The organism is Neobacillus drentensis, from assembly GCF_036962765.1.
GTDB lineage: Bacteria > Bacillota > Bacilli > Bacillales > Cytobacillaceae > Neobacillus > Neobacillus drentensis_C.
In genome coordinates this window covers 12850-29633 of sequence record NZ_JBALOS010000041.1, presented here as the reverse complement: position 1 = coordinate 29633, position 16784 = coordinate 12850, and the positions used below count along the sequence as shown (strand labels likewise).

Annotated in this window: 12 protein-coding genes; 1 reads left to right on the top strand and 11 read right to left on the bottom strand. The window is 37.3% G+C overall.

What is annotated here, in order from left to right:
* Positions 1-21: 21 nt before the first annotated feature.
* The 7 genes from V7137_RS07055 to V7137_RS07025 form a co-directional block, all read right to left on the bottom strand.
* Positions 22-5697 (bottom strand): NB-ARC domain-containing protein, encoded by a 5676-nt coding sequence (locus tag V7137_RS07055; protein WP_335697422.1) that lies wholly within the window; start codon positions 5695-5697, stop codon positions 22-24.
* 525 nt (positions 5698-6222) lie between these two features.
* Positions 6223-6636, bottom strand: coding sequence for a hypothetical protein (locus V7137_RS07050; protein ID WP_335697421.1), 414 nt, complete (start codon positions 6634-6636; stop codon positions 6223-6225).
* 71 nt (positions 6637-6707) lie between these two features.
* Positions 6708-7178 carry a hypothetical protein gene (locus V7137_RS07045; protein WP_335697420.1) on the bottom strand — a complete coding sequence of 157 codons (471 nt, stop codon included), beginning with the start codon at positions 7176-7178 and terminating at the stop codon, positions 6708-6710.
* 131 nt (positions 7179-7309) lie between these two features.
* The gene (locus V7137_RS07040) at positions 7310-7645 is read right to left on the bottom strand and encodes a hypothetical protein (protein ID WP_335697419.1); all 336 of its coding nucleotides are present in this window, start codon (positions 7643-7645) and stop codon (positions 7310-7312) included.
* Positions 7646-7739: 94 nt separating this feature from the next.
* On the bottom strand, positions 7740-9461 hold the full coding sequence (locus V7137_RS07035) for a hypothetical protein (RefSeq protein WP_335697418.1): 1722 nt from the start codon (positions 9459-9461) through the stop codon (positions 7740-7742).
* Positions 9451-10371, bottom strand: coding sequence for a hypothetical protein (locus V7137_RS07030; protein WP_335697417.1), 921 nt, complete (start codon positions 10369-10371; stop codon positions 9451-9453). Before V7137_RS07030 ends, V7137_RS07035 begins: the two co-directional genes overlap by 11 nt.
* Entirely contained in the window at positions 10368-10637 is a 270-nt protein-coding gene (locus tag V7137_RS07025) for a hypothetical protein (protein ID WP_335697416.1), read from the bottom strand. Before V7137_RS07025 ends, V7137_RS07030 begins: the two co-directional genes overlap by 4 nt.
* Before the next feature lie 214 nt (positions 10638-10851).
* On the opposite strand from V7137_RS07025, the gene V7137_RS07020 reads away from it, so the two are divergent.
* A complete protein-coding gene (locus V7137_RS07020) occupies positions 10852-11529 on the top strand; it encodes a GerAB/ArcD/ProY family transporter (protein ID WP_335697415.1) in 678 nt (225 codons plus the stop codon).
* 166 nt (positions 11530-11695) lie between these two features.
* Here V7137_RS07020 and rnr read toward each other — a convergent pair whose 3' ends face one another.
* The 4 genes from rnr to eno form a co-directional block, all read right to left on the bottom strand.
* Positions 11696-14047, bottom strand: coding sequence for a ribonuclease R (rnr, locus tag V7137_RS07015; protein WP_335697414.1), 2352 nt, complete (start codon positions 14045-14047; stop codon positions 11696-11698).
* Positions 14048-14073: 26 nt separating this feature from the next.
* Complete coding sequence (locus V7137_RS07010; protein ID WP_335697413.1) at positions 14074-14820, bottom strand: alpha/beta hydrolase; 747 nt, start codon at positions 14818-14820, stop codon at positions 14074-14076.
* Between the two features lie 148 nt (positions 14821-14968).
* Positions 14969-15202, bottom strand: a complete 234-nt coding sequence (secG, locus tag V7137_RS07005; RefSeq protein ID WP_335697412.1) for a preprotein translocase subunit SecG — start codon at positions 15200-15202, stop codon at positions 14969-14971.
* A 273-nt stretch (positions 15203-15475) separates the two neighbouring features.
* Positions 15476-16774: a phosphopyruvate hydratase gene (gene eno / locus V7137_RS07000; protein WP_218347651.1), complete on the bottom strand. Its 1299-nt coding sequence runs from the start codon at positions 16772-16774 to the stop codon at positions 15476-15478.
* Between the last annotated feature and the right edge of the window lie 10 nt (positions 16775-16784).

Below are 16784 nucleotides of genomic sequence, written 5' to 3'. Positions count from 1 at the left end.
CCCTATTAAACTCAAAGCTGGTTAACGTTTACTTAATAAGTTCTCCTTGACATAATCCTCAAAGTCAAACGGACTCATTCTTCCCTTTTTCACAGCGTTTGCGATAACTTGTAATTCCAATCTGATATCCGGATTATTAACTTCATCAATCCATTCTTCCAGATTATCTACAGAAAGATTTTCATAAAGCTCTTTTTCCAAAAAATAAGAAATATCAATCCCTTCATTAATCAATGAAAGATAATGAAAATCACCTTCAGACATTTCATTAAGTTTTATTGAGTGTGCTAACAACAGAAGGAATTTTTCAACCAACTTTTTATCTAAAAGGAAATTTGGCATGTGACTAATCAGTAGCTCTACTTTTTTATTTATCTTAGGATCTATCTCTACTAGTTTTTCCATTAATTCCTTCTGCTTTGAATAGGAGAGTTTTTCCTGTGCTAGTTTCAAGCAAGCTTCAGTTATGGTGACAGGTCCCAATGTAATTATTGCTTCTATACATTTTGCAATATAGGATTGAGTTCTCATCTTTTGAACTGACTTTATCATTATCTCTAGCTGTTCCGCTGTCAGAGGCAATTGAAGCAATAATTTTATTCCTTTTGCTTGATTGCCTTCATCAGCTTCTGACATTATCATCTTGAAAGCATCACGTGTATAAGTAATGGCGTTTTCACGATCATTTTTATCCAAGGAATATTTCGCCAGGTGAATGATGCACTTAGCCTTTCTGAATTGGTTTGGAATCCGTGATATATAATTTTCAACTTTTTCATCAAAGCCTGCCTGTTTCAAAGAAAGAATAAAATCATGAAATTCTTCTTCATAATTACCATAGGAATCCCCGGAAGTTAGTACAGTCTGGATGTGTTGTTCCCCTACTTCACAAAATCCCTTATTTACGTAATAGGTGCCTAATTTAATGGTCATTTGACTTGTAATTTTACGACTAGGAATATGGGACAGAAGCTCAATAACGTAGTCAGGTTCATCTTGTTCCAAGAGTGCGTCAACCACTTCATATGTTATGACATCATGTCGATCCTTTTCATCCGACGAGACTAGATAAAACATATTGTTTTCCTTTAAAAAGTCGAACGCTTTTTTAACTTCTCCTATCTGGATATAAGCTTCAATCATATATCCGATAAATAATTCTACTGTACTATAAAATTTCCGATCTTCTTTTTGCCCCACTTCCCATGCTTTTTCGAGAAGTTCTATTTTGTGAGGAATATTCTTATATCCCGGATGGTCGGCAATAGTGATTAGCCCGTCCATAACATTCATGTAAATTTGCTGTTTGTCCACAATTGCCAATGCCTTTTCAGGATTTCCCGCCTCTAAATATACTGTAAGTACCTCTTTCCAAACAGACCACGATATAGTTTGTGACCAATCGTCTTCAGATTGTTCGGCAGCTTCCACAGCCCTATCCATCAAATCATTAAATCGTTCCCGATTATGATCGTAACGTAAACAGCATTTACTAAGAACTGCATATGCATGTGCTTTATCATTCATTTTTATTAGCTTACTTATCATGGTAATCATAAGCTCTAACTGCTGTGAAAATAACGATGAGTCCTTATCCGCTAGTTCGCTTAACAATGAAATTTTAATTTTTGGATTTTCAATAATATCCGAATAAAGAAGGAACTCATCAAATCTTTTATTTTGAAACAAATACCTTGCTGTATTTATAAGATTCTTTGGTTTAAGTGCCGGAGGATCCTCACGTTTCTTGCTCTCCACTAGGTCGGTTATCAGCAGCGCAAATGCAGCTTCAAAGGACTGTGTAGATGTTAGGTATTCTGTCATAAAGTGTGTCAGCCTGTCATAGGAAGGTCCAGGTACTATTTGTTTTCTTAGTTCTAATCCTTCCTTTAAATGGTTATTGGTAATTAATTTTTTTATTATTTCAGCAATAAGCAGGTTGTCCAGTTTTTCAGAATTATTAATAAAAGGGAGATAGGATAATGCTTCCTGAACATCTCCTTTATTTATATAGTATTCGATGATATGGTTATACAACGATTTTCGAACACCTATATTAGGAATATTTCCGATAATATCTTTACATTCTTGAATGCAGCCATCTTGCAAATAGAACCAACCGATGGAGTGATAGGCTTCTGCTTTTTCCCAATCTCGTTCCATTTGATTTATTACCCAATGTGCTTTATCAATTCCATGTATTTTAAAAGACACATTTGCTAAATCCCTTAGAATTCTATCTCTTTTTACAACATATGAAACTTCACTTACTAGTTCAAGTGCCTGATCCCACCTGTTATCATTGGCCAATTTCAAAGCAATCGAGTGTATGGCATTCCCTTTTTCTTTTTCATCTGTCATTCCTTTTGCATTTAGGATTTCTTTGGAAATTAGTTCATCCAATTTTAAAAATGTAGCATTTTCCCTGTAAGTGTCCTGATTCTCTTTGTATTTCTGATGCAACTTAACAAAGTTTGTGGTATCTGGAAAATCTGCTAAGATTTCTTCTGCGAGCAAGTAGTCTTCTCTAAGTAAAACCTCTTCAAATATTCGATTGACCAGCTGCCACTTCATTCCCTCAAAATGAATATTTTTTGCACATTCCAAGGCTAATTTAACATACCCTAGCTTTAGGTAATGGGTCGCAACAGAATGATAGATCTTAGATTTTGGTGACTCCTTTTTAAAGATATCTGTCCTCAAAAGCGCCTCCTCGTGATTGAGGCGTGTTTGAATACTTTCAATCAAAGCTAGAGCATCACCAACTTTATGGTCATTGCAGAGCTTGGTTGCAATTTCCCCATAAACAGAGTGACCGGGAGAATCAAACTTTATCGCGACATCTATCGCTTTGTCATACAAGCCGTGTTCCACCAATTCATCGATAAGCTTGGAGTCTGTTCCCCATTTCAGCTCCTCCTCACTATCCGGCAAAAGGCTTAAAGCTTGGTTTACCATGTGAAGAGATTCGTCCATTCTTTCTGCTTCTCTATACTTTTTTGCCAACTCTAAATATGCATCTAGTCTTATTTCATCCGGCACGTGTTGTAGGATTTCAGTAAGCAACTCTAATATTTCACTGGAATTAATATCAATCTTCTTAATTAAATCTGCTAATTCATCATCAAATTCTAGCATATGAATGATAAGCGAATAGGAGAGGTGTTTATTTCTTAATAAAAGCATGATTTGGAATAATAATTGGATGTTTACAATTTTATTCCAAATGAACTCCTCACGTTCATTACACATTTTTTCTATCAGTGAAATTACATTTTCCTGTTGTGATTTATTTAAACCGGGAATTTGGTCAACACTGATCTGATATAATAGGTAGGCTATAAGAATAGCTCTTTCTCTCACCGTCACAATACTTGTTCGTGATATCGCTAATTGGATGTTCTGAATACCACCTAATTCTATTAATTTTACAATGTCCTTAGAAGAATCGGCCATTTTATTGTGTAAAGCTAATGTTTTTGTACAAATCTTTATATACCAATCTGTTTTTTGCAACTCTGCCGCTAAAGCCATTGCATCCTGATAAAGTTGAAAGCTGAAAATATAATGATTTGTGAAAGTAATTTGCTCATGAATAAAATCATCATTTTCTGTTAACTTCTGTAACCCTATCATATCCTTCCTATCGAGTAGATGCTTTGATAAATATCGAAATGAGTATTCCTTTCTTGCTCCATCAGCATCAGGTTGGTCCCATTTCATACAGTAATTCATCAGTGCAATTTGGGATTCATTAATATTATCGGGATACATCGCAAGCAAGTATTCCCGGAAGCTTTCATGAAAGAGTTGATAGTTAGATAAATCACCCTGGTCAATTAAGACTTCCTGAAGGGTTTCAAAGGCTTGAAATATTTCCTGAACTCCAAAACCCGTTATTTTCTCGAGCTGTTGAATCGATAAAAAATCCTTTGCTGCACCGAATGTGAAAAGTAAGGATAATACCTTCTCCCCATTTGCTAGCCTTGTAAATCGATTCATGAGGCGCCTGTAAAATTCCTCAATTTTCTTTGGCAGCTGTTGATCATCATTTAAAACTATTTCTTTATTCAGCAATGCATCACAAAGTAATTTTATATATAAAGGATTACCCTCTGATTGAATCACAACCTTTTCAATATACTCCTGAGAAAGCTCGTATTTATTAACATTTTCATATAATAATGCTCTGACGTCCTCTTTGGTAAGTCCGCCAAGTTCCATTTTATCTGAATGCTCAATGGGCAAGGATTCATAAAACATTGAAGTCCGCGGTGTCTTACGCGAGGTATAAATAATTAATACATTTCGGAAATACTCTGTCATTAACAACTGATGAAGCTGGTGAACGAGTTCATCAATTCCATCGAATATCAGAACAAGCTTTTGATCATGAAGTGCTTCTGATATTTTTTTTAACCGTTTGTACAGGTTTACTCTTTTATCTCCGGCAGCCTCTGAAAATGGGATTTTTGTATGGAAAAGCAATTCCAGCTGTTGGTTCAAATAGTCAAAGAAATAGGATGGTTCAGCAAAAATCGTCCCTCTGCGGAAAAAATATTTAACAACGACATGTTTCTCGAGCGCGAAGCTTGCCATGAACGCTGATTTCCCGACCCCGGGTGGACCCTCTATCGATAAAAAGCCCCTCGTTTGCGAGTGAATCCACTTTTGAATTTTCTTTGTTTCGTTGTGCCGGCCTTTAAAAGATTCTAGTAATTCTTCAATCCGTTCCTTAAATTCCTCTGAAGCTTGATGACTCCAATTCTCTAAATCAATGTATCGGATGAATTTTTCATAGATTTGCTTATCCATCAAATTTTCTGCGAGCGGATAATTTAAGTAGGAAATTCTTTTGGATTTTAATTTTTTCAAATCATTAAAAAAGAAGAAATTGTGTTTTGAGTTATCATTAACATGCTTATATTGAATAATGGGAAACAGATCCAGCAAAGAATGATTAATAACTAAAAATGGATTGTTTTGTTTGTCTGAATCACTTTCAGGATTACCACCAATTATCAACTCAGTAGATTGCAGCAAATCACTGTTGAGCCAAGAATGTAATACAGGCAAGAAATGGTTTATTTCTACTGTACACTCTTCATCACTAGGTGTTGCCCCATGTGCATAACGATTTCTCATATGAATAACTGTATCTACCGATTTCTCCCAGGCATAAAAGTAACTAAAAAAACCGGGTACATAGTTGGGATTACCAAAATATGTATCTTCGCGGATTTCCAGGAGCTTTTTCACTACATTACCTGGTATCGTTCGACGCTTTGAACCACTTTTTAACGAATAATACTCCCAGTTCTGCTTGTAAATGGAAATAATTTTCTCCTTTGTCTCATCATCCGAAATAAGTGAATTCATTTTCTCCCACTCGTCCTCTGATAAATCATTCATGACTAATTCATCGCATAAAGTCCTGCTAATCAAATGCCATATCCCTAAAGAAGGTGTTCTTAACGCTTCGATTAACATTCCTTTAATCTCCGGGTTACTCCGATTATCCTTTAAAAATAAAGAAATCAAATAGGATGTGTGGGTTTTTATAATAACTTCGAACAAATCTATCAAACGATGGATTTTTCTAAATGGCTGTTCTTCCTTGATGAATAATTCCAGTACGCTATTAACCTGTGGGTGTTTTGTTGATGGCAGCACAACGCTCCCTCTTATGTCTTTCACAACGCCCGCTCCTTTTGCAAAAACTATATTGCTATTAATTCTTACCTTATTTTAACACTTTAGTTCTACTTATCTACTCATAATTTTAAGGTAATTATCTTCCTTCAATGCATAGTAAGTTTGCTCAGGGGCTTATTTAGACACGGTACTTCCTTCTTCTACACCAACTGATAATATCGTTGCCTAAGCATTTGTAATTATGGGCACCATCTTTTTTTCAAAATTCCTTTATGGTTTAATTTGTTGGCACAATAATTGTATGAAAACCTAAGGTTGCACCTCCCAATCATTTTTCTATGGGTAAAAGACACCTGTATTTGTTTTAACAGGTTCCGTTTTGAGGTGCATATCCTATTAATAACAATGAAAATGGCTTGCAAACTGACAACAGTTTTGCAGGCCATTTTCGGATTTTATGGAGCTCTATTGACACCAAAATCAATATCTTTTTCTTCAACTAAAGCTACTCTATAGTTTAAGAAGAAATCTTTAAAGTTGGAAATCTAAAGTCAACCATGGTATGGTTTATTCATCTTCCTCATAATAATTATACTCGTCTGGTCCTTCAATAGTTAACTTTGCTCCTGAACGAACCAATTCAAGTACCTTCGTAAAATTACAATTTTCACTACCTTCATCCCAACCATTTAGACCTATGCTATACATCCAATCTGTATAGCTATAACTGCCGACAAATCTATTATAAATACTGCCACCAGATGATACTTGAAGCATCCCCAGCTCAAAACGGAAACCTATATACCTAAGTTCATGGGGGTCGTAGTTGCATACAAAGCCAAAATCGAATTCCCATATAAGGTTCAACTCCGTTTGCAAAGGCTTCAAGGTAATCTTGAATTGCCATGAAGAAGTCAGAAATGCGTTCTGAATCATTTTCATTAGTATATTCGGCAAAAGCTTTGACAAGGGTTCTCTCATATTTTGAAAGCTTTCCACCTCTCCAGGTAAAACCGAATCTTCTTCCTCATCTTTGTCATAATCCGAAACAATTATGTCCGGCCATATTTGACTTGTCTCCTTAAGTAGTTCTCAAGCTTACTACGTATATACAAAATGCTGTTAGAAACCGGATTCAGCATGGTAAGGCAAAGATGAATATACATATCATTATTGCTTGGTTCAAAATACATTGTAATAATGTCATTGATTATTACGTTGGCACTTACCATACGGTTAGCAATATCAAGGGCCATTTCACATAGTGGTGCTACCGAATCATAAAATTCGTCATCATCCGGCATAGTAATTTTTTGAATATCGCATAGTAAACCCACAGAATCTGGCAAGTTGAATCGAATATCATAAAACTCTTCAGCCTCATCTTGCAATTTTGGTCGGTACAGCCTTAAAAGTTCTACAAGGGCTGACAACAATTTATTACTACTATTAAGAATCTCATTAACAATTAAACCGAGTTCTCGGCAAAACTGAACTAAGTTTTTTTGATTATCACGAGACACGCAACTAGCTCCTCGCGTAGCAACTTCCCCAACCGAAGCTAGCATAAGAATTAAGACCAAAAAATTAGGTGGAAAGATTTTTTGGGTACTTTAATCTTATCTATTTTTCCGTTCAACATGCGTCCTCCTGCTCACCGTTTTCTACTAATCTCTTCGTAGATTACGAACATTTCATCCGCTTCTAAATCCGCATTGGCGATTGAACTAATTTCTATTTCAGAGAATTTCGATTCAATCGCCCATAGGATAATTTTCATTTGATCTGCCTCAAAACTTGGATTGGCATAAAGCTTGATTTGCTTGATAGGAAAGCCTTGTTCTAAGCCCCAACGGATTCTTTCCATTTGTTCCTCATCAAAATGAGGCTGCGCAAAGAGCTCGATTTCCTCGGCTGTTAGCCCATGCTTTTCACCAAGCTTGATTTGGACTAATTGTGAATCCGAAAAAAGCGTCTGATCCTGACCCATTACGTACACCTACCTACTATTTAACTTGGCAAAAAACCATAATAAAAAAATAACAACTGCGATACCTAAAATGATGATCAACGATATTTCCTCCTTAATTCGCCAAACCTATATAACTTTCCCATTCTTTATCAAAATCAATTTCCATATTGAAGATGCGATTAATCTTTTCTAAGTCTTCTTTAACAGAATCCGAATAGAGATTCATTTGCATAAAACGTTCTTCCATTGTAGCAATCTCATCTGCCACTTGATTCATGATACTATCTATTTCAGTATTGGTTTCAGTTTCTAATGTAGTAATGGCAGCATCATACTTATGGTTTGATTCAACAAAAATCTTTTCGATATTTGCCATCATAAAACCATATCTTACATTAAAAAGATCCGCTTTCTGTAAAATCAGCATCACCACATTCGTCGTTAATACAACTGCAAGCATCTCGATTGCTTCTACTAAAAATGATGGGAAAGAAAATTGTTTCTCCAGATACTCCATTAAAATAATAACAACTGTATTTGCGATGGTAACTGACATCAAATTAAAAATACTATCCGCTTTTTGAGCTGGTGTTGCTTTTTTGTCGAATAGAATTTTGATAGAATCCACAAGAGCCAGAACTAAATCCTTCACTAGATTCATAATACGCTTTACCGTATCTTTGACAATCGTAAGTAAAATATCAAAAAACGTTTTTAGTAGCTTTTTAAGAGAGTTTCCGGCAAAGTTAGCTAGAATATATTTCAGTTTCGATGACACATACTTTATCACACGCTTTCCTGCTTTTTTTATGTCATGAAAAAAACTTCCTAACGTCACAAAGCCATTGCTAAAAATCGCTTTGACTTCATAGACTAGTGGCGGTAGGAAATAGTAGATCAATTGACCAGTCATAATTTTCCCCATAGACATCGAGGTTGCGAGGACTGCATCACCGCTAACTTTTCTATAGTTTGTGTGTTTTAACGCGGTCATACTTTCAACATTTCCTATATGACGATAATTTCTCTCAAGCTCCTTTTTTACTTGCTTTGGAACTTTTCCATCTTCGCTTATATAGCCCTTATCCTGTAATACCTTCTTCGTGTCAGGCGAGGCGGTTTCCCAATTTTGGATCGTTTCTTCAACGTTGGGGGCAGCACCCTTGGACTGATTGGCACGTTCATTGATCCATTGCATATTATCTTCGGAATTATAGACTTTTTTCATTTCATCCACATAAGACTGATCCAAATAATTAGAATTGTAGGAAGCGTCTTTTACAGCCCGAACATGGTCACCTTGAATCGTTTCTTTACGTTCCGATTGACCGGTTAAATCATCGTTCATGGAATCACTTTCCGGATTGATTTCACCGTATTTATAGTAAGAACGGGAAGAGTATTTCTTACCAGTTTTATCATAGTACGGTTCGTTTTTTTCGCGCGGACCCTCGAATACTTTTTTAGTGGCATCCGCATTACGTTTGTTGATGTTTTTTAACGTTGATGAAAATTCCGAATCATCGTTGTAATTCATGACTTCCTTTTGGTACTCGGTATTTCCTTGAAGAGGATCATATTCATCTTTATAATCAAAAGATATAATCCGTTTCGCTAATTGATCGGCTGTGATGTATAGATCTCCCATATCAAAATACTTGCGGACAACTTGTCCTGAAATATCCCGTGCACATGAGGTAACCAGCTGCGTCCCAATATTCGCAGATAACAATTCCTTCATATTTGTATTCATTTGGGTCATGATATTAAGGTAAATCTTCTTTTCTTTTTCGGCTAGACTGTTTCTAAACAGTACGACTTTTTTAAGTTCCATGACTATACTCCTTCATCATGTGAATTGATAATTCTTCATCTTGTTTAACGAGAACATTTTTTTGATTTTCAAGCTGCATAAAATCGTTATTCGTTATTTCTTCATTTAACAATTTTGTAAGAATCGGAGTGTTATAGATTTTTTTACATAAAATAAAAAATAAGAAAGAGTTCTTAACGAATAGATAATGTCGATCATAAATGGTCCCTTTAAGTAAGCTAACATCCTTGTTCATTGGAGCATCCGTTGGTTTTTGTTGAACTAGAATCATATTCTTAATGGATTCAGCCTCAAGCATCGCTTCAACCAATTCCATCTCAGGAAGGATCTTCTTTTCAATCGTTTGATCAATCATTTCGATTGTAGAGTAGTATAAAACACCAATTTTTTTATCCATGTTTATGCGTTGTTGTTTAAAATCAATTTGCTTTTCACGGCTTTTGATTTCCATTTGATATTCAGTCAATTCTTCTTTCATTGAAAGGTTTTGACGTCTAGTCTCAGCTCTTACACCAAAAGGTTTGAAAAACGTTTTTTTGAAGACATCATCCTTACTCCAGTCCATATCTGTAATATAACTTTCTGTGGATTCGAAAGCTTTCGTAGGGATCTCTGCAATTTCTTTTTGTTTTTCATTGGCAAAGGTAATCATGCTATCAACATTCCCGAATTTAATTAAAAAGTTGAGAAGATTGTCAATCTTTACTTTTACTTTATTTTTTCTAAAGTTATTTAGTTGTTGAATGCCTCTGTTAAAGTCTTCAATCAATTTGTTCAATATAGCAATCTTAGAATGAATTGTATCTTTATGCTCCGAATGCACATCCTTAAATTCTTCTACTAATGCTCGCCGCTCCGCTTCTCCTGTAAAAGATTGTACCTTACTTGATAACAAATCTAAAAAACTCACCTTGAGGCCTCCTTATAGTAAATAAACTCTTGATATCGACTATTATCTTTACATGCAATAATGACACCGTCTTTTACTAAAAACTCAAAGCGATTATCTTTTTTAATAATAAATTCACCTGTATTCCCAGTAGCCACGTATTGTCCATTTTCATTACTAAAAATTACTTCAACCGTTTCCTCAGGAACTTGCTTAGGTGTTCTTTTTTTGATTTTTAAAATAAGAAAGAATACAAGAATAAAAACTAGAATTAATGCAACTAACATATAACAAATCCCCCTTTCAGCAGAGGGACGGTTCTCCTGCTAGTTTTTCCGGGTAAAGAGTTAGCTGGAGATCGTTCCCTCTGATCCTCAAGCACTTTTATGGTTGTTTTGAGAGTCTTTTACTGTTTATTTTTTACTTCAAGTTCAACAAGGTGCATCTGTAAAAGTTTTTGTTTCATTTTTTCTATAATTGCAGTATAAAATTACCAAACCAATGACCCAAGTCAATGTTAATTTAACTTTTATTTTTTTTATCCTTTTTCTTTCTCCTAAAATTGAAGTTCAAAATATGCAGCCTGTCATGGAGACGGGGATAAAACCAATAATATTGACTGCCCTCTTGTATTTACAATATTCTTCTCTGTCGCTAATCTGTCTGCTAATGGTTTTTCCTGCCTTTATTAATCAGCCTAAACGGGCTTTTAAAGGTTTAATTTTTGGGAATTTAATTGGAGGGATTTTTCTATTATCCTTTACAATTTTAAGTATTCTAGTTCTTGGGGTCGATAATTCAGTAAGGCAATTGTATCCAAGTTATTCATTAGCTAGAAAAATTAATGTAGGGGGATTTGTACAACGTTTAGAAGCAATGCTCGCCATAATATGGTTCATTTCACTTTATTTCAAAATGATCATTTATTTTTTTGGATCTGCAGTTGGATTTGCACAAATATTAAATTTAAAAGATTACAGGCCGTTGACATTACCATTAGGTATGATTTTGGTAGTTCTTTCTTTGGTCATATACCCAAATATTACATATTCACGGTCAGCAAGTCTCGATGTTTGGACTCCACTTATGATAACAATCGGGTTTTTATTCCCATTATCCTTATTGTTCGTAGATTTAATTCGAAAAAGAATCCTCAGTAAAATAACAGCAAAAAATTAAAAAAACATAGAAACCTGTTCGAGAAGAGGATTTTATTAAGGCCCCCTATGAACAGGTTAGTATAAAAAAATGGTTTATCTAATAGTGGGAATCGAATTAAAAGAAAAACACACGAGATTAACGTGTGTTTTTCTTTTTCGTAAACAACGAGTTAAAACGTAATAGCTTATCGGTTTTTTCGTTTAGTGCTTTTATTTTTAGGGACATTATCGTAAAACTTTCTTTTCTTTTTCGCCTTGTTACCCTGACCGCCACCCGTTTCAGACTTTTGATTGCGGTCTTGAGTACGGTCGCCTTGCTGTTTATTGCGCCGCGGTTTCTTCGTATCACTGCCTGTTTTGAATACCTTTGGCGTCTCGACACGTTCACGGCGTGTACCTTTCATGCCGACAATTTCAAAATCGATAGAGCGTTCATCTTTATTAACCTTAACCACCCTAACGGTAATTTCATCACCAATTCGGAAGACATTTCCTGTCCGCTCGCCAATCATCGCAAGGTGGCGCTCATCGTAACGATAGTAATCATCCGTCATATAGCTGACATGGACGAGGCCTTCAATCGTATTTGGCAGCTCCACAAACATTCCAAAATTGGTGACAGAGCTGATAATGCCGTCATATTCCTCGCCAATCTTGTCCTCCATGTACTCTGCTTTCTTCAAATCGTCCGTTTCTCGCTCGGCATCCACCGAGCGTCGCTCCATTTTTGAAGAATGATCCGCAATTTCAGGTAAGCGCGCATTCCATTTTTCCTGCGTGGTTGAATCAAGCTTTCCTTCGATTAAGTAGGTCCGGATTAAACGATGAACAATTGTATCCGGATATCGGCGAATCGGCGAAGTGAAATGGGTATAGAACTCTGTTGATAAACCAAAATGTCCAAGACTTTCTGGATCATATTTGGCCTGCTGCATCGAGCGAAGCATAACCTTCGAAATAACCATTTCCTCAGGCTTTCCTTGAACCTCTTCAATAATCTCTTGAAGCGCCTTAGGGTGGACATCATTTGCTGTCCCTTTTACAATGTAGCCGAAATTGGTGATAAACTCGAAAAACCTGCGTAGTTTATCCTCCTTGGGATCCTCGTGAATACGGTAAATAAACGGAACTTCCATCCAGTGAAAATGCTCTGCCACGGTTTCATTGGCGGCAAGCATAAACTCTTCAATTAATCGTTCAGCCACCGAACGCTCGCGAAGAACGACATCGGTTGGTTTTCCTTCCTCATCAACCAGAACCTTTGATTCCTTAAAATCAAAGTCGATCGCTCCCCGCTTCATCCGTTTGTTTCGTAAGATAGCAGCCAACTCTTCCATCATTTCGAACATGGGTACAAGTGGTTCGTATCTAGCTCGCGTTTCTTCATCATTTTCAGCAAGAATCATATTTACAGCATGATAGGTCATTCGCACCGTTGTTTTAATCACACTTTGAAAAATCTCATGCGAAACAACGGCGCCCTCTGAGGTAATTTCCATTTCGCAGGATAGTACCAACCGGTCTACCTTCGGATTTAAGGAACAGATTCCATTCGATAAACGGTGGGGAATCATCGGGATGACTCGGTCGACTAAATACACACTCGTAGCCCGTTCTTCCGCTTCCAGGTCAATTGGCGTGCCTTCTTTTACATAATAGCTAACGTCTGCGATATGGACGCCAAGCTTATAGTTGCCGTTCTCAAGCCTTGTCACAGTTACTGCATCATCAAGGTCCTTAGCATCGGCCCCATCAATCGTGACAATCGTTTCATTTCGAAGATCGCGGCGATTGGCCAATTCACTTTCAGCAATGGTGTCAGGCACCTCGTTTGCCTGTTTTAACACTTCGTCAGGAAAGGCCATTGGTAAACCGTGCTTATGTATGACTGAAAGGATGTCTACGCCCGGATCGTTTTTGTGTCCAAGAATCGTAATCACTTCGCCCTCAGCACTCTTCCGCCCTTCTGGGTAAGTGGTCAGCTTTACAACCACCTTATGGCCTTCGACCGCCCCTTTGGAGGCTGCCTTTGGAATAAAAATATCACTGGCAAACTTCTTATCATCTGGAATGACAAAGCCAAAGCTTTTGCTTTCCACATACGTTCCAACAATTTGCTGGACTCCGCGTTCAATGATGCGAATAATGCTTCCTTCCCGGCGCTGACCCGTGCTTTCAGTAGACACACGTGCTAGGACAATATCTCCATGCATGGCGGTGTTTGTTTCATTAGGCGGAATAAAAATATCATCCATCCCAGGTTCATCTGGTGCGACAAACGCAAAGCCTTTTGCATGACCGATAAGTTTTCCACGAATTAAGTTCATTTTCTCTGGAAGTCCGTATCGGTTACTGCGTGTTCTAACGACTAAGCCCTTTTCCTCCATTTGCACCAGTGCTTTTACAAACTCCTTAAAATCACTAGAGTCCTGGATGCCAAAGGCTGTTTCAAGTTCTTGAACAGTCAATGGCTTGTAAGCCTCATCTTTCATATATTGTAAAACCTTATCAATATGCTTTTGTATATTATCTTCCAAACTAATCCTCCTTTGTAGTTGCTTTGTTAATCGCGCCAGTCTAGCTTTTCTAAGAATGTATAAACATCCTCATGTAATTGCTCCCGTTCTTTGTCAAGGGTAATGACGTGACCGGATTCTTCATACCATTTCAAATCCTTAACGACTGATTCGATTTCGTTATAAATAATATTCGCACTTTCAGTGTTAATCATCTTGTCATGGCGTGCCTGAACGACAAACGTGGGCGCATAAATCATATCCACATTTTCACGTACATCGGCGATCAATACCTGTAAGGCCTTTAATGTTTTCATTGGTGTCTGCTTAAACTCATTCATTTCGATTTCGATTTGCTCGTTTAATTTTCCTTCACGTTTTTTATATTCTCGAGCGTATTCAAGAATTCCTTCATACATAACTTCTTCACTTTTTATATGCATCGGTGCACACATCGGAATAATGGCTTTTATAGGTACAGTGTATCCCAATTTCAAGGAAAATACGCCACCTAGGGATAATCCTGCCACTGCAATTTCTGAGTGACCTTTATTTTTCAAAAATTCATAGCCATTGATGACATCCTGCCACCAATCTTCTGGACCAGTATGAACAAGTTCTTCAGGAGGTACGCCGTGCCCTTTGTAGTGCGGGGCATGACAGGAATACCCTTTTTTCTCTAAAAAACGTCCCAGCATCCGGACGTCTGCGGAGTTTCCAGTAAAGCCATGTAAGAGAAGAACGGCCCTATTTCCTCCTTCAAAAGTAAATGGTTTAGGTAAAGCAACTTTCATGATAAAAACTCCCTTAATTTCAATTCACTTAGTATAGTTTTAGCAAAGCAATGGTGAACATTCCAGAAAAATGGCTTACGCTTCAGGTAATATTTTTTTCAATCAAACAAAAAACCTGACCACTCAGGCCAGGTTCGTGTGTGAAGGATTAGATTTTAAAGTAAGTCACTGCAATAGACAGCAGAATAAACAAGATTGCTAAAACAATCGTAATACGATGTAGAATCAAGTCAAGTCCGCGTGCTTTTTGCTTACCAAATAGAGATTCTGCACCACCAGAAATGGCACCAGATAATCCAGCACTTTTACCAGATTGAAGGATAACAACACCAATTAGTCCGATACTTACGATCACTAATAAAATTACTAAAAACGTATGCATGTAGGCCACCTCCTGTAGTCGTACAATTCACAGTATATTAAATTTATCATATTTTGTCGCTTAAGACAATAGTCCTTATTCCTAATAATTTAAGCTGATTGTTGATTGGAACGGATACAGCGAAGACTCCTCCGGGAGGACGGGGCAGAGGAGACCCCGCAGGCGCTAAGCGCCGAGGAGGCTCCCCTGACCGTCCGTGGAAATTAACAGGCATCTTTAATAGAGCGAATAAAAAAAGGCACACATCCGAAAATGTGCGCCTTTTGAGCAACATTATTTGCTTAAGTTATAGAATGTCTTCTTCCCTAGGTACTGTGCAGTTTCACCTAATTGATCTTCAATGCGAAGCAATTGGTTGTATTTTGCAACACGATCTGTACGAGAAGGTGCACCAGTTTTGATTTGACCTGCATTCGTTGCAACAGCAATGTCAGCAATGGTGTTGTCTTCTGTTTCACCAGAGCGGTGAGAGATGACAGCTGTGTAACCAGCGCGTTTTGCCATTTCAATCGCGTCAAATGTTTCAGTAAGGGTACCGATTTGGTTCACTTTGATAAGGATGGAGTTCCCAATCCCTTTTTCAATACCTTCAGCAAGTTTACGTGTATTGGTAACAAATAAATCATCACCAACTAATTGAACTTTTTTGCCAAGGCGTTCAGTTAAAAGCTTGTGACCTTCCCAATCATTTTCATCTAAACCGTCTTCGATTGAGATAATTGGGTATTTAGAAGAAAGTTCTTCGTACCAATCAACCATTTCAGCAGAAGTTTTCACAACACCTTCGCCAGCAAGATGGTATTTTCCATCTTCCTTGTTGTAAAACTCAGAAGATGCAGCATCCATAGCAAGCATAACTTCTTCACCTGGTTTGTAGCCAGCTTTTTCGATTGCTTCTACAATTGTTTGAAGTGCTTCTTCGTTTGATCCTAAGTTTGGAGCAAAACCGCCTTCGTCACCAACCGCAGTGTTAAGGCCTTTGCCTTTAAGAACAGATTTTAACGTATGGAAAATTTCTGCGCCCATACGAAGAGCTTCTTTAAAGTTTGGTGCACCAACAGGCATAATCATGAATTCTTGAATATCTACGTTGTTATCTGCGTGTTCCCCGCCATTAACGATATTCATCATTGGTACAGGAAGTTGCTTGGAATTGAAACCGCCAAGGTATTGGTATAAAGGAATATCTAAGTAATTTGCTGCCGCATGAGCAACCGCCATAGATACACCAAGGATTGCGTTTGCACCTAATTTACCTTTGTTTTCAGTTCCATCAAGCTCGATTAAAGCTTGGTCAACAGAAACTTGGTCTAACACGCTGAATTCTTCACCAATAAGGTGAGGTGCGATAATTTCGTTTACATTGTCAACCGCTTTTTGAACACCTTTGCCAAGGTAACGTTCTTTGTCACCGTCACGTAGTTCGACAGCTTCATATTCACCAGTGGAAGCACCACTTGGAACCATAGCGCGGCCAAATGCACCTGATTCAGTAAATACTTCAACTTCAACAGTAGGGTTACCGCGGGAATCTAATACTTCACGAGCGTATACGTCTGCAATAAATGGCATAATAAAATCT

What these genes read in the sequence shown, in the direction of transcription:
- V7137_RS07050 (WP_335697421.1), bottom strand. Translation starts at nt 6,636, where the DNA reads ATGAGAGAACCCTTGTCAAAGCTTTTGCCGAATATACTAATGAAAATG.
- V7137_RS07040 (WP_335697419.1), bottom strand. Translation starts at nt 7,645, where the DNA reads ATGGGTCAGGATCAGACGCTTTTTTCGGATTCACAATTAGTCCAAATC.
- V7137_RS07035 (WP_335697418.1), bottom strand. Translation starts at nt 9,461, where the DNA reads ATGGAACTTAAAAAAGTCGTACTGTTTAGAAACAGTCTAGCCGAAAAA.
- V7137_RS07025 (WP_335697416.1), bottom strand. Translation starts at nt 10,637, where the DNA reads ATGTTAGTTGCATTAATTCTAGTTTTTATTCTTGTATTCTTTCTTATT.
- V7137_RS07020 (WP_335697415.1), top strand. Translation starts at nt 10,852, where the DNA reads ATGACCCAAGTCAATGTTAATTTAACTTTTATTTTTTTTATCCTTTTT.
- V7137_RS07010 (WP_335697413.1), bottom strand. Translation starts at nt 14,820, where the DNA reads ATGAAAGTTGCTTTACCTAAACCATTTACTTTTGAAGGAGGAAATAGG.
- secG (WP_335697412.1), bottom strand. Translation starts at nt 15,202, where the DNA reads ATGCATACGTTTTTAGTAATTTTATTAGTGATCGTAAGTATCGGACTA.
- eno (WP_218347651.1), bottom strand. Translation starts at nt 16,774, where the DNA reads ATGCCATTTATTGCAGACGTATACGCTCGTGAAGTATTAGATTCCCGC.